The 14715-nt window shown below is 41.9% G+C and carries 9 protein-coding genes, 3 rRNA genes and 3 riboswitches; all 12 genes read right to left on the reverse strand.

The features are described from left to right. Complete coding sequence (purC, locus tag NP781_RS19460; protein WP_257520627.1) at positions 1-711, reverse strand: phosphoribosylaminoimidazolesuccinocarboxamide synthase; 711 nt, start codon at positions 709-711, stop codon at positions 1-3. Between the two features lie 129 nt (positions 712-840). Then, positions 841-2136: an adenylosuccinate lyase gene (purB, locus tag NP781_RS19465; RefSeq protein ID WP_016992384.1), complete on the reverse strand. Its 1296-nt coding sequence runs from the start codon at positions 2134-2136 to the stop codon at positions 841-843. 13 nt (positions 2137-2149) lie between these two features. Then, entirely contained in the window at positions 2150-3274 is a 1125-nt protein-coding gene (gene purK / locus NP781_RS19470; RefSeq protein WP_004225748.1) for a 5-(carboxyamino)imidazole ribonucleotide synthase, read from the reverse strand. Next, positions 3271-3759 (reverse strand): 5-(carboxyamino)imidazole ribonucleotide mutase, encoded by a 489-nt coding sequence (gene purE / locus NP781_RS19475; RefSeq protein ID WP_221682772.1) that lies wholly within the window; start codon positions 3757-3759, stop codon positions 3271-3273. Before purE ends, purK begins: the two co-directional genes overlap by 4 nt. Positions 3760-3973: 214 nt before the next feature. After that, positions 3974-4072, reverse strand: a riboswitch (purine riboswitch). Positions 4073-4165: 93 nt separating this feature from the next. Then, positions 4166-4360, reverse strand: a complete 195-nt coding sequence (locus NP781_RS19480; RefSeq protein ID WP_036076850.1) for an NETI motif-containing protein — start codon at positions 4358-4360, stop codon at positions 4166-4168. A gap of 139 nt (positions 4361-4499) precedes the next feature. Then, complete coding sequence (locus NP781_RS19485; RefSeq protein WP_221682771.1) at positions 4500-4766, reverse strand: hypothetical protein; 267 nt, start codon at positions 4764-4766, stop codon at positions 4500-4502. A 149-nt stretch (positions 4767-4915) separates the two neighbouring features. After that, positions 4916-5031 (reverse strand): 5S ribosomal RNA (gene rrf / locus NP781_RS19490). 192 nt (positions 5032-5223) lie between these two features. Then, a 23S ribosomal RNA gene (locus NP781_RS19495) occupies positions 5224-8150 on the reverse strand. 182 nt (positions 8151-8332) lie between these two features. Continuing rightward, positions 8333-9883: ribosomal RNA gene (locus tag NP781_RS19500) — 16S ribosomal RNA — on the reverse strand. The 16S, 23S and 5S rRNA genes sit together here, the layout of an rRNA operon. A gap of 425 nt (positions 9884-10308) precedes the next feature. After that, the gene (locus NP781_RS19505; RefSeq protein WP_004230532.1) at positions 10309-11610 is read right to left on the reverse strand and encodes an NCS2 family permease; all 1302 of its coding nucleotides are present in this window, start codon (positions 11608-11610) and stop codon (positions 10309-10311) included. A gap of 131 nt (positions 11611-11741) precedes the next feature. Further along, positions 11742-11843, reverse strand: a riboswitch (purine riboswitch). 209 nt (positions 11844-12052) lie between these two features. Beyond that, a complete protein-coding gene (locus NP781_RS19510) occupies positions 12053-12721 on the reverse strand; it encodes an MOSC domain-containing protein (protein WP_257520628.1) in 669 nt (222 codons plus the stop codon). Positions 12722-12895: 174 nt separating this feature from the next. Next, positions 12896-14449, reverse strand: a complete 1554-nt coding sequence (guaA, locus tag NP781_RS19515) for a glutamine-hydrolyzing GMP synthase (RefSeq protein WP_221682970.1) — start codon at positions 14447-14449, stop codon at positions 12896-12898. 156 nt (positions 14450-14605) lie between these two features. Further along, positions 14606-14707, reverse strand: a riboswitch (purine riboswitch). Positions 14708-14715: the final 8 nt, after the last annotated feature.

The raw sequence follows: 14715 nt of genomic DNA on the forward strand, positions 1-14715 counted from the left end.
TTATTTGCCTCCGAGTCTAGAAAGTATAATAGTATAAACTTCAGTTAAATTACCAAGGTCACGACGAAAAACATCTTTGTCTAACTTTTGCTTCGTTGTTGCATCCCAAAGTCGGCATGTATCTGGTGAAATTTCATCTGCCAATAATACATGACCATCCATATCACGGCCAAACTCTAATTTAAAATCAATCAATGTCACATTGACATCTGCAAAGATCGGCTGTAGCACTTTGTTAACGGCTAATGCACCATCATAAATAGCTGTTACTTCAGTTGGTGTGGCAAGTTCAAGAACATCAATATGTTCTGTTGTAATAAGTGGGTCGCCTAAATTATCATCTTTATAATAAAATTCAACGATTGGCCGTTTTAAAGATGTCCCCTCTTCAAGACCCAGACGCTTTGCTAAACTTCCAGCAGCAATATTACGAACAACTACCTCAATCGGAATAATTTCTACTTTTTTTACAAGTTGTTGTGTATCGGATAATTGTTTTACGAAATGTGACGCAATTCCGTTAGCTTGTAATTTTTCGAAAATTAATGAAGTAATGCGATTATTTAAAATGCCCTTACCTTCAATTTCCTCTTTCTTTTCACCATTGAATGCTGTTGCACTATCCTTGTACTCAACAAGTAGCACATTTGGCTCCTCTGTTGTGAACAATTTTTTTGCTTTACCTTCATACAAAAGTTGACCTTTAGTCATTTCGTTTTCCCCCTGATATTATGAGATACGCTTGTAATAATGTTCAGAATTGAACCGTATCTCTACGATTCAACTCTGAAACTTTTTACTGGTGGCTCTAACATTTATTAGTAGATGGCTAAATAAATATTAGTTAAGTCCTAGTCGTTCAAAAATCATATCAACATGCTGTAAGTGGTAGTTGTAATCAAAACAATCATCCAACTCTTCTTTTGTTAAATAAGATGTGATTTTTTCACTTGCATCGACTAATGTACGGAACTGAACTTGCTCGTCCCAAGCCTGCATTGCTAAAGGTTGTACTGTATCATAAGCTTCTTCACGTACTAGTCCTTTATCAATCAATGCTAGTAAGATGCGTTGAGAATAAATAAGACCAAATGTACGATCCATATTACGTTTCATGTTCTCAGGGAATACTGTTAAGTTTTTCACAATATTACCGAAGCGATTTAGCATATAGTTCAGAGTAATTGTTGCATCCGGTAAAATAACACGCTCTGCAGATGAATGTGAAATATCACGCTCATGCCATAAAGCTACATTTTCATAAGCAGTCACCATATAACCTCGCATTAAACGAGACATACCAACCATGTTTTCAGAACCGATTGGATTGCGTTTATGTGGCATTGCAGATGATCCTTTTTGACCTTTTGCAAAAGCTTCTTCCACTTCACGTGTTTCAGATTTCTGTAGTCCACGAATTTCTGTTGCGAATTTTTCAATTGAAGTAGCAATTAAAGCTAATGCACCTAAATACTGAGCATGGCGGTCACGCTGTAAAGTTTGTGTTGAAATCGGTGATGCTGCAAGACCTAATTTATCGCAAACATATTGCTCAACACGAGGATCAATATTGGCATATGTTCCAACAGCACCGGACATTTTTCCTGTTTCAATTACTTTGGCAGCTGCTTCAAAACGTTCAAGGTTACGCTTCATTTCTTCATACCATAAACCAAGTTTCAAACCGAAAGTTGTTGGTTCAGCATGAACACCATGTGTGCGTCCCATCATAACTGTATGTTTATGTTCTTTTGCCTTAGCAGCAATAATATCAATGAAATTTACGATATCTTTTCGTAAAATATCATTTGCTTGTTTGATTAAATAAGAAAGTGCTGTATCTACTACGTCAGTAGAAGTTAAACCATAATGTACCCATTTGCGTTCCTCTCCAAGTGTTTCAGAAACAGCACGAGTAAAGGCTACAACGTCATGACGAGTTTCTTGTTCAATTTCTAATATACGATTCACATCAAATGAAGCATTTTCGCGAATTTTAGCAACATCCTCTTTTGGGATATCCCCTAACTCTGCCCATGCTTCACAAGCTAAAATTTCAACCTCTAGCCAAGCTTGGTATTTATTTTGTTCTGTCCAAATTGCGCCCATTTCGGGTCTTGTGTAACGTTCAATCATCGCGTATCTCCTTCTATTCTGACCAAATGCCAGAACTCTCGATTTGTTGTAGTGTAGCTTCTAAGTCTTTTGTCATAATCGTCACATGGCCCATTTTACGGTTGACCTTAGCTTCAGCTTTCCCATAAAGATGTATGGACCATTCAGGATATTTAGCAATTGAGTTACTGAGTGGCACGACATGCTGCCCTAATACATTGACCATAATGGACGGTGCCCATAGTTGTGGCTTACGTAACGGCCATCCACAAACAGCACGAATATGCTGATGGAATTGTGAAACATTACATGCTTCAATTGAATAGTGACCAGAATTATGAGGTCTTGGTGCTAATTCATTGATAACAATACTACCATCTTCTAATACAAACATTTCTACCGCTAGCGTTCCTACTAAATGTAAATAATCTGCAATTTTCAAAGCTTCTCGTTCTGCAGCTTGAGCTGTGCTTTCAGTTATGCGAGCAGGTACTATTGTCTCGTGAAGAATATGATGAACATGAATGTTCTCTCCAACTGGCTGGCAATACGATTCACCATGACCATTTCTTTGAACAATGACCGATACTTCCTTTACGAAAGGAACAAATCCTTCTGCAATACATTGCGAATGCGTGAATAATTCTTTCGCTAAAGGCAAATCTTCAGTTGATTTTAAAAGCTGCTGTCCCTTGCCATCATAACCACCTCTTGCTGTTTTGACTATACAAGGATAACCAATCGAATCAATATTGGCTACTAATTCTTCATAAGTTTTTGCAACAATATATGGTGCTACTGGGCAACCAGCTTTCACAATAGCTTCTTTCTCTGTTATACGGTTTTGTGTAATACGTACCAACTCTGCTCCTTGAGGAACATAAGCCATTTGTGATAAACGCTTTAAGCCTTCATAATCAATATTTTCAAATTCATATGTGATAATATCACTTACTTCTGCAAGTTCTTCTAAAGCAGCTTCATCATCATATGGAGCTACAATGCGAATATCTGCTACCTGCCCACAAGGTGAGTCCATTGCTGGTTCAAGAACAGCCACTTTAAAACCAGACTCCTTTGCAGCAAGTGCCATCATTCGACCAAGTTGTCCTCCGCCGATAATGCCTATCGTTTGTCCAGGATAAATAATCTTCGTCACACTAAGTCACCTGTACTTTCTAAAACTTGCTGCTTTGTTTCTTCACGTCTAGCATCTAATTTATTAGCAAGCTCGGCATCTGTTATTGACAAAATTTGAGCTGCAAGTAAACCTGCATTCGTCGCTCCTGCTTTGCCAATCGCTACAGTTGCTACAGGCACGCCACCAGGCATTTGAACGATGGATAATAGTGAATCAAGTCCATTAAGTGCACGTGATTGAACAGGTACACCGATGACAGGTAGTGTTGTTTTAGCTGCTACCATTCCTGGTAAATGTGCGGCACCGCCTGCTCCAGCAATAATTACTTGTATTCCTCGCTCGCGAGCTGCCTCTGCATATTCAAACATTAAATCAGGTGTACGATGTGCAGATACAACTTTCTTTTCGTACGGTACTTGTAATTCATCTAAAATATCACATGCATGTTTCATTGTTTCCCAGTCACTTGAACTACCCATAATGACACCGATTTTCGGATTCATAAATTGTCGCTCCTTTTAAACGATAGAAAAATGATCAATTATTTATTGTGCTAGCCTCTATTTGAATAGCTACTGCAATTCTTATTTACAAAGAAAATCCCCAAATAAACTACTCTCTACCGGTACACGTGAAAGCAGTTTACTTGAGGATTATTCGGACAAGGTCGTCTCCATGTACATAGTACATAGCTGTACAAAGACCTTCTCACCATACGCCAAAAGTGCTTTCCCGCATAGTCCAGCATTTACGGTGCCGGGTAGAGACACTAGAGCCAATCCTCTAGCATATATGTGGGATCTATTTGTTTTTCCTTCTCACATTTTAACAAGGGATTGTCTTATCGTCAATCCAAAAATGCGAACATTTTTTATTAGGTTAAAAAAATTGTTCGGTTTTTAGTCAAAATCATTCGATATCTTGAGCAGGTATACCTTTAAACTGAATTTTTTGGCGCAGATAAGCTGGCTCACCATCTACGATATGAAAAAGTGGCTCTTCTTTTCGTCCTATGACCATAAAGCCATCTTTCCGCATTCTTGCCAAACAATCCTCGATTGACTCGTTTTCCTGTACCTCATACCAAATTTGCTTTTTTCCCAACTTGTTCTTCCTTTCCATTGTACATATTCATTCACAATCAATTTGTAATTTATTATACCTTTTGTTGCTTATAGAAGTATGTAAGAACTTAAATAATTAGAAAAAACTGCAGATTCCTCTCCGCAGTTTTGATGAATGCTCATGGAACATAAAATGCCTTTAAATAGATACAAAAAAATAATAGCAGTAGGAACAAATGAAGGACAACAAGAACCATACGATATCCTTTGATGCCAAATAGGGCACTGGTGATGCCTAAACCACCTAAAATAAACGGCATAAACATATTTACACGATAGAGAAATGTAAAAAGGTTTCCATACCATTTGGTTGAATCATAGCCAAACATAAAGAATATAAGTAGTAGACTTGAGATCGAAATCGCAGAAAAAATGTTCTGCCTCATTTTGATTCCTCCATTATTAAATCCAGAATGTATCTAGGTGAAAGAATTTCCCTTTAAATCCACTTGAAAATATTAAATATATTATAGCATTTTATGAATAGTTGACAAAATAAAAAAAAGCCATGGAATAGATCCATGACTTTATAATTGCCTAGCGACGTCCTACTCTCACAGGGGGAAGCCCCCAACTACCATCGGCGCTAAAGAGCTTAACTTCCGTGTTCGGTATGGGAACGGGTGTGACCTCTTTGCCATCATCACTAGACTTATTCGACCTCCAATACACGGCGTATTACTGCGTCAGCTGCTCTCGTTCAATCAGTCACGTACAAACGTACGCTCCTTCAATCACTCGTTTGCTTCCTTGTACTACTTGTGTCTTGAAGCTCTCTTTTTTATTGAAAGATTTGTTCTTTCAAAACTGGATAAACGGTGCATTGAATGTTTTAAACTTTTTTTGGTTAAGTCCTCGATCGATTAGTATTCGTCAGCTCCATGTGTCACCACACTTCCACCTCGAACCTATCTACCTCATCGTCTTTGAGGGATCTTACTTACTTGCGTAATGGGAAATCTCATCTTGAGGGGGCTTCATGCTTAGATGCTTTCAGCACTTATCCCGTCCACACATAGCTACCCAGCGATGCCTTTGGCAAGACAACTGGTACACCAGCGGTGTGTCCATCCCGGTCCTCTCGTACTAAGGACAGCTCCTCTCAAATTTCCTACGCCCACGACGGATAGGGACCGAACTGTCTCACGACGTTCTGAACCCAGCTCGCGTACCGCTTTAATGGGCGAACAGCCCAACCCTTGGGACCGACTACAGCCCCAGGATGCGATGAGCCGACATCGAGGTGCCAAACCTCCCCGTCGATGTGGACTCTTGGGGGAGATAAGCCTGTTATCCCCGGGGTAGCTTTTATCCGTTGAGCGATGGCCCTTCCATGCGGAACCACCGGATCACTAAGCCCGTCTTTCGACCCTGCTCGACTTGTAGGTCTCGCAGTCAAGCTCCCTTGTGCCTTTACACTCTACGAATGATTTCCAACCATTCTGAGGGAACCTTTGGGCGCCTCCGTTACCTTTTAGGAGGCGACCGCCCCAGTCAAACTGTCCGCCTGACACTGTCTCCTGCCCCGCTAAGGGGCATGGGTTAGAATTTCAATACAACCAGGGTAGTATCCCACCGACGCCTCCTTCGAAGCTGGCGCTCCGAGATCTCTGGCTCCTACCTATCCTGTACAAGTTGTACCAAAATTCAATATCAGGCTACAGTAAAGCTCCACGGGGTCTTTCCGTCCTGTCGCGGGTAACCTGCATCTTCACAGGTACTATAATTTCACCGAGTCTCTCGTTGAGACAGTGCCCAGATCGTTACGCCTTTCGTGCGGGTCGGAACTTACCCGACAAGGAATTTCGCTACCTTAGGACCGTTATAGTTACGGCCGCCGTTTACTGGGGCTTCAATTCGCAGCTTCGCTTGCGCTAACCACTCCTCTTAACCTTCCAGCACCGGGCAGGCGTCAGCCCCTATACGTCACCTTACGGTTTTGCAGAGACCTGTGTTTTTGCTAAACAGTCGCCTGGGCCTATTCACTGCGGCTCTCATGCGCTTGCACGCTCAAGAGCACCCCTTCTCCCGAAGTTACGGGGTCATTTTGCCGAGTTCCTTAACGAGAGTTCTCTCGCACACCTTAGGATTCTCTCCTCGACTACCTGTGTCGGTTTGCGGTACGGGCACCTCTCACCTCGATAGAGGCTTTTCTTGGCAGTGTGAAATCAGGAACTTCGTCCATACGGACTCGCCATCACAGCTCAACGTTACAGTGTGCGGATTTGCCTACACACACGCCTTACTGCTTGGACGCGCACAACCAACGGCGCGCTTACCCTATCCTACTGCGTCCCCCCATTTCTCAAACGGTGAGGAGGTGGTACAGGAATATCAACCTGTTGTCCATCGCCTACGCCTATCGGCCTCGGCTTAGGTCCCGACTAACCCTGAGCGGACGAGCCTTCCTCAGGAAACCTTAGTCATACGGTGGACGGGATTCTCACCCGTCTTTCGCTACTCATACCGGCATTCTCACTTCTAAGCGCTCCACCAGTCCTTCCGGTCTGACTTCAACGCACTTAGAACGCTCTCCTACCACTGACATCGTAGATGTCAATCCACAGCTTCGGTGAATCGTTTAGCCCCGATACATTTTCGGCGCAGCGTCACTCGACCAGTGAGCTATTACGCACTCTTTAAATGATGGCTGCTTCTAAGCCAACATCCTGGTTGTCTGTGCAACGCCACATCCTTTTCCACTTAACGATTACTTTGGGACCTTAGCTGGTGGTCTGGGCTGTTTCCCTTTTGACTACGGATCTTATCACTCGCAGTCTGACTCCCGTGTATAAATATCTGGCATTCGGAGTTTGTCTGAATTCGGTAAACCGGGATGGCCCCCTAGTCCAAACAGTGCTCTACCTCCAGTATTCTCATCACGAGGCTAGCCCTAAAGCTATTTCGGAGAGAACCAGCTATCTCCAAGTTCGATTGGAATTTCTCCGCTACCCACACCTCATCCCCGCACTTTTCAACGTGCGTGGGTTCGGGCCTCCAGTAAGTGTTACCTCACCTTCACCCTGGACATGGGTAGATCACCTGGTTTCGGGTCTACGACCACGTACTACTTCGCCCTATTCAGACTCGCTTTCGCTGCGGCTCCGCCTTCTAAAGCTTAACCTTGCACGTAATCGTAACTCGCCGGTTCATTCTACAAAAGGCACGCTATCACCCATTAACGGGCTCTAACTACTTGTAGGCACACGGTTTCAGGATCTCTTTCACTCCCCTTCCGGGGTGCTTTTCACCTTTCCCTCACGGTACTGGTTCACTATCGGTCACTAGGTAGTATTTAGCCTTGGGAGATGGTCCTCCCGGATTCCGACGGAATTTCACGTGTTCCGCCGTACTCAGGATCCACTCAGGAGAGAACGAACTTTCGACTACAGGGCTTTTACCTGCTCTGGCGGACCTTTCCAAGTCGCTTCATCTAACTCGCTCTTTTGTAACTCCGTATTGAGTGTCCTACAACCCCAAGAGGCAAGCCTCTTGGTTTGGGCTCTTCCCGTTTCGCTCGCCGCTACTCAGGGAATCGATTTTTCTTTCTCTTCCTCCAGGTACTTAGATGTTTCAGTTCCCTGGGTCTGCCTTCAAGACGCTATGTATTCACGTCAAGATACTACGCGATTAAACGTAGTGGGTTCCCCCATTCGGAAATCTCCGGATCAAAGCTCACTTACAGCTCCCCGAAGCATATCGGTGTTAGTGCCGTCCTTCTTCGGCTCCTAGTGCCAAGGCATTCGCCGTGCGCCCTTAATAACTTAACCAAGTTATTAAGCCTATAAAAAAACTTAAAAAATAAATGTGTTTGTTACAATTTCAATGTCGTTTTATCCAGTTTTCAAAGAACAAGTTTTGAAGTGTTTCATTCAGATAGAATGAACCTTCAAAACTGAACGCAAAACGTAATCGTACAAACCCAAGGTTTGTATTCCGAAATAATCCTTAGAAAGGAGGTGATCCAGCCGCACCTTCCGATACGGCTACCTTGTTACGACTTCACCCCAATCATCTATCCCACCTTCGGCGGCTGGCTCCAAAAGGTTACCTCACCGACTTCGGGTGTTACAAACTCTCGTGGTGTGACGGGCGGTGTGTACAAGGCCCGGGAACGTATTCACCGCGGCATGCTGATCCGCGATTACTAGCGATTCCGGCTTCATGTAGGCGAGTTGCAGCCTACAATCCGAACTGAGAACGACTTTATCGGATTAGCTCCCTCTCGCGAGTTGGCAACCGTTTGTATCGTCCATTGTAGCACGTGTGTAGCCCAGGTCATAAGGGGCATGATGATTTGACGTCATCCCCACCTTCCTCCGGTTTGTCACCGGCAGTCACCTTAGAGTGCCCAACTAAATGATGGCAACTAAGATCAAGGGTTGCGCTCGTTGCGGGACTTAACCCAACATCTCACGACACGAGCTGACGACAACCATGCACCACCTGTCACCGTTGCCCCCGAAGGGGAAACTATATCTCTACAGTGGTCAACGGGATGTCAAGACCTGGTAAGGTTCTTCGCGTTGCTTCGAATTAAACCACATGCTCCACCGCTTGTGCGGGCCCCCGTCAATTCCTTTGAGTTTCAGTCTTGCGACCGTACTCCCCAGGCGGAGTGCTTAATGCGTTAGCTGCAGCACTAAGGGGCGGAAACCCCTAACACTTAGCACTCATCGTTTACGGCGTGGACTACCAGGGTATCTAATCCTGTTTGCTCCCCACGCTTTCGCGCCTCAGCGTCAGTTACAGACCAGAAAGTCGCCTTCGCCACTGGTGTTCCTCCAAATCTCTACGCATTTCACCGCTACACTTGGAATTCCACTTTCCTCTTCTGCACTCAAGTCCCCCAGTTTCCAATGACCCTCCACGGTTGAGCCGTGGGCTTTCACATCAGACTTAAAGGACCGCCTGCGCGCGCTTTACGCCCAATAATTCCGGACAACGCTTGCCACCTACGTATTACCGCGGCTGCTGGCACGTAGTTAGCCGTGGCTTTCTAATAAGGTACCGTCAAGGTACAGCCAGTTACTACTGTACTTGTTCTTCCCTTACAACAGAGTTTTACGATCCGAAAACCTTCTTCACTCACGCGGCGTTGCTCCATCAGGCTTTCGCCCATTGTGGAAGATTCCCTACTGCTGCCTCCCGTAGGAGTCTGGGCCGTGTCTCAGTCCCAGTGTGGCCGATCACCCTCTCAGGTCGGCTACGCATCGTCGCCTTGGTGAGCCGTTACCTCACCAACTAGCTAATGCGCCGCGGGCCCATCCTATAGCGACAGCCGAAACCGTCTTTCAGTCTCTCGCCATGAAGCAAGAGAGATTATTCGGTATTAGCCCCGGTTTCCCGGAGTTATCCCAAACTATAGGGTAGGTTGCCCACGTGTTACTCACCCGTCCGCCGCTAACGTCAAAGGAGCAAGCTCCTTTTCTGTTCGCTCGACTTGCATGTATTAGGCACGCCGCCAGCGTTCGTCCTGAGCCAGGATCAAACTCTCCATAAAAGAAATTTGATTAGCTCAAATTGTTTTGCTGGCATCATGTTTGATGTCCAAAATTGTGTTTCGTTCACTAGTAAAACTAGCTACTTAAAACTTTATTGATTACGTTTTGCTTGTTCAGTTTTCAAGGTTCATTTACTAGTTACACTAAGTAACTTTTTATAATTTAACATAATGTTAACTCGCTGTCAACTGTTTATGTTACTATTTTTTAAGTTGTTCGTTTATTTCGTAACAACGTGTTTAAATATATCATCACAAATTTAAGTTTGCAAGTGTTTCATTAAAGTAAAACTATTCGCATTATTTAAAACTGAGTTTCTTCTATATAAATGTAAAAAATAATAACTTCTTTTATTTTGGATCAACTCAATAAAAAACACCTCTAATTGTTAGCAACTTACTAACAATTAAAGGTGTCTGTTTAACTAACGTACCCAAATGAAGTATGCAAGGAAAACAAAGAAAAGACCATACATCATTGGATGAATTTCTTTTTTACGACCTGCTAATAACATTGTAATTGGGTAGAATACAAAACCAATTGCAATACCAGTAGCAATTGAATAACCAAGTGGCATCATTAACACTGTAAAGAATGCAGGTACTGCTATTTCGAATTTGTCCCAATCAATTAAACGTAAGGACGATACCATTAGTACCCCTACGATGACTAAAGCTGGAGCAGTAACTGCTGGTGTTACTACCGCTAGTAATGGTGAGAAGAATAATGCAACTAAGAACAGTACTGCTGTTACAACTGCTGAAAATCCTGAACGAGCGCCTGCAGCAACTCCAGAAGTTGACTCTACGTACGCTGTTGTTGTTGACGTACCAAATAAAGAACCGATAGTTGTTGCTAGTGCATCTGCCATTAAGGCACGTCCTGCACGCGGTAATTTATTATCTTTTACTAAACCTGCTTGTGTCGCTACAGCCATTAAAGTACCTGCTGTGTCAAAGAAATCAACAAACAAGAATGTTAACACTACTACTAAAAACTTCACGTTAAATAATGTACCGAAGTCACCAAGTGGTTCTAGTGCTACCATGAATGTAGAATCTACACTTGGAATAGCTGATACAACGGCTGTTGGAGGATCAATGATACCTGTGATCATCCCAATAACTGCAGTAATCACCATTCCTAAGAAAATACCGATACTGCGCAATTTAATAATAAGAATAACCGAAAGAATAATTCCGAATACCGCTAATAATGTAGCGCCTGTGAAACTTCCTAAAGTGACTAAAGTAGCTGGGCTATCAACAATGATCCCTGCTCCTTGTAAACCAACAAAAGTGATAAATAAACCAATACCTGCAGAAACTGCATATTTAAGTTGTACTGGAATAGCATTAATAACAGTTTCGCGGATACCAGTTAAAGATAAAATAATAAAGATAATCCCTGAGAAGAACACACCTGTTAAACCAGTTTGCCACGGAATACCGTATGCTCCGACTACAGTAAATGCAAAGAATGCATTTAACCCCATCCCAGGAGCAAGTGAAATCGGGAACTTAGCGAAAATCCCCATAATCAAAGAACCGACTGCTGCTGCTAATGCTGTAGCTACGAAAACAGCACCTTTATCCATCCCTGCATTTTCTAGAATACCTGGGTTAACAGCTAGAATATATGCCATTGCAAGGAAGGTTGTAATACCGCCTATTATTTCGCGGCGATAATTAGTTCCTAATTCATCGAACATGAAATATTTTTTCATTATCAAAAAATCCTCCATATGGTCGTCTTCAATATCGAAAACAAAAAAGACACGCTGACTACTCTACTAGTCGCATGTCTACGATATATTTCATCACAATTAGTGTGTGAAACAAATTAGTGTTTATACGTTTATGTATAAACCTAAATCGTAGTCAAGTTATTTACGGTAACTTGGTAGAAACTCACGGGCCTTATCCCCGACATTATACGACGACGTATTTAATTTACATTCGTAATATATCATTTCGTTTTTTAGATTTCAACCCTATTTCCGAACATTTTTCTAAAAAGAAATACGAAAGTTCGTGTAAAATTCTTATTTAATGTTCAGGTTCTATTAAATACATTACTAAAGAGGCTTTGTGCTGAACATTCCACCAATCAGTTTAAAGAAAAAATCCTCTAGAAATTCTAGAGGATCCTCCTTTTGAACTTATGTTTTAACTCATCACTTTACTTTGCAAGACTTGAATTCTTTTTTCTAATTTTTCTTTCCAATCGTCTGCTAATGCATCTACTGCTTGTATTTGTTTCATAGCGATTGCATCATTGTTTTTGAAGTACACTTCATTGCAATACAGAACAGAGATACGTGCAGGATGCTTTTCTACAAGCTCAATTGTTGAATCTGCACAGATTGTCCCTTCTTCAAGAACACGCGCAAGGAAACCTGTATAGCCCGTTTCAATTAAACGTTTGAGTAATGTGTTTGCCTCCGTATATCTATCAATCGTACTACATGGAATACGTCCCTGTGTAATTTGAATGACAGCATCTCCAATTTTATAAATATCACCAATACAAACACCTGCTTCTAACATATTTGTTACGGTTAAATTTTCGCCAAATGCCGCAATGGGTAACGTTTTTCCAAGTTCCTGTTCCCATTGTATGTAATGCTCCGCAGGATATAAACAAACTGCTCGATCAGGGCCACCATGATGTTTCTTATCAGCTACATCATCCCCTTCAAAGCCTTGAGAGGACAAATAAACTTCTTGCACTCGTTGCTTTTCAATCCCTGTAATCATTGAACGCCCTTTACTATCAATCAATTCTTTTGGCATCCCAACCGTTAATGTATGAATCATTGGTTTATTTTTCTCCATTTAAATCCCCCCTAATCTGAATAGTATAATTTCTTGTGCATTCATTTAGTTTACTACATACAACACTTTACCAGCAATTTTTGAAGTTGAGATACTTCATTTAGCAATAAATTCAGAGGGAATTACATCAAAAAAAGCCCTAAAAACCTCTCAGGGCTTTTAGGGCTTTTGCTATTATTCCCACTCAATCGTTGCTGGTGGCTTAGATGTAATATCATACAGCACGCGGTTCACGTGTTTTACTTCGTTTACAAGGCGGACAGAGATTTTCTCTAGTACATCCCAAGGAATACGCGCCCAGTCAGAAGTCATACCATCGATAGATGTAACGGCACGGATACCGATTGCATAGTCATACGTACGAGCATCGCCCATTACACCAACTGAACGGATATCAGGTAATACCGTAAAGTACTGCCAAATATCACGATCAAGGCCAGCTTTGGCGATTTCTTCACGTAGAATGAAATCAGATTCGCGAACGATTTCTAATTTTTCTTCTGTTACTTCACCAAGCACACGGATACCTAATCCAGGACCTGGGAATGGTTGACGCCAAACGATTTTTTCGTCAAGTCCAAGCTCTAAACCTAGCGCACGTACTTCATCTTTAAATAAAGTTTTCAGTGGCTCGATTAGTTGGAATTGCATATCTTCAGGAAGACCACCAACGTTATGGTGTGATTTGATTGTTTGTGCAGTTGAAGTACCAGATTCAATAATATCTGTGTAAAGAGTTCCTTGTGCTAAGAAATCCATACCTTCAAGTTTAGATGCCTCTTCATCAAATACATAAATGAATTCATTACCGATAATTTTACGTTTTTTCTCTGGATCAGAAACGCCAGCAAGTTTGTCCATGAATCGTTTACGTGCATCAATTTTAATAAGATTCATGTCAAAGTCTTCTGTAAATGTTTTCATTACTTGTTCAACTTCACCTTTACGGTTTAAGTTGTGGTCTACGAACATACAAGTTAATTGATCGCCGATTGCTTTATGGATTAACACCGCTACAACTGATGAGTCTACACCACCAGAAAGCGCACATAATACTTTTTTATCGCCAACGATTTCACGAATTTTTGCAATTTCAAGCTCAATGAAGTTTGCCATTGACCAATCGCCTTTCGCTTCACAGATGTCGAATACGAATTGACGTAATAGATCATTACCATATACAGAGTGACGTACTTCTGGATGGAATTGTACAGCATATAGTTTACGTTCAACGTTTGCCATTGCAGCAATCGGACAAGATGCGCTAGTTGCGATGACTTCAAATCCAGCTGGAACTTCTGTTACATGGTCACCATGGCTCATCCAAACGATTTGTTCTGTAGGTAACTCACCAAATAATTTGTTTGGTGTTGTTACTTGAATTTCGGCTTTACCATACTCGCGTGTTTCAGCACCTTCAACTTTACCACCGTTTGTATGTGCCATTAATTGCATACCATAGCAAATACCTAAAATCGGTAAACCTAATTCGAAAATAGCTGGATCCACATGAAAGGCATTTTCATCATAAACAGAGTTTGGACCACCTGAGAAAATAATACCTGTTGCGTTCATATCTTTAATTTCTTCTGCAGTTACCGTATGTGGATGTAATTCACTGAAAACACCAAATTCACGAATACGACGTGTAATTAATTGGTTAAATTGGCTACCGAAGTCTAGTACAACGATTTTTTCTTGCTCTCTTAATAAAGGGCTAGCTGTCAAAATTTCCACCTCTTCTATTATTTTTAAAGGATATTTTCATGTGTTCAAAGAAAAACGCGAAGAAAGTAAAAAAACTTTCTACGCGTTCATAAGCTCTAGAATATTGATAAAGGCGAATGCGTAGCAAAGTAAAGTGACTTACTATACTTTTCACCTAACGAAAACATCCGCCTTCATAGAGAAATCATTTAAGGTGATTTCGTAGAAACATCCGAACCCTATTATCGAACTTATATGAAAGCAATCCTTGCATTTAATTTTTTTCA

The organism is Lysinibacillus sp. FN11 (genome assembly GCF_024628845.1).
Lineage (GTDB): Bacteria > Bacillota > Bacilli > Bacillales_A > Planococcaceae > Lysinibacillus > Lysinibacillus capsici.

Bases quoted from the DNA above. Each gene is read 5' to 3' on its own strand.
- purC (WP_257520627.1), bottom strand. From the start codon at position 711: ATGACTAAAGGTCAACTTTTGTATGAAGGTAAAGCAAAAAAATTGTTC.
- purB (WP_016992384.1), bottom strand. From the start codon at position 2,136: ATGATTGAACGTTACACAAGACCCGAAATGGGCGCAATTTGGACAGAA.
- purE (WP_221682772.1), bottom strand. From the start codon at position 3,759: ATGAATCCGAAAATCGGTGTCATTATGGGTAGTTCAAGTGACTGGGAA.
- NP781_RS19485 (WP_221682771.1), bottom strand. From the start codon at position 4,766: ATGAGGCAGAACATTTTTTCTGCGATTTCGATCTCAAGTCTACTACTT.
- NP781_RS19505 (WP_004230532.1), bottom strand. From the start codon at position 11,610: ATGAAAAAATATTTCATGTTCGATGAATTAGGAACTAATTATCGCCGC.
- NP781_RS19510 (WP_257520628.1), bottom strand. From the start codon at position 12,721: ATGGAGAAAAATAAACCAATGATTCATACATTAACGGTTGGGATGCCA.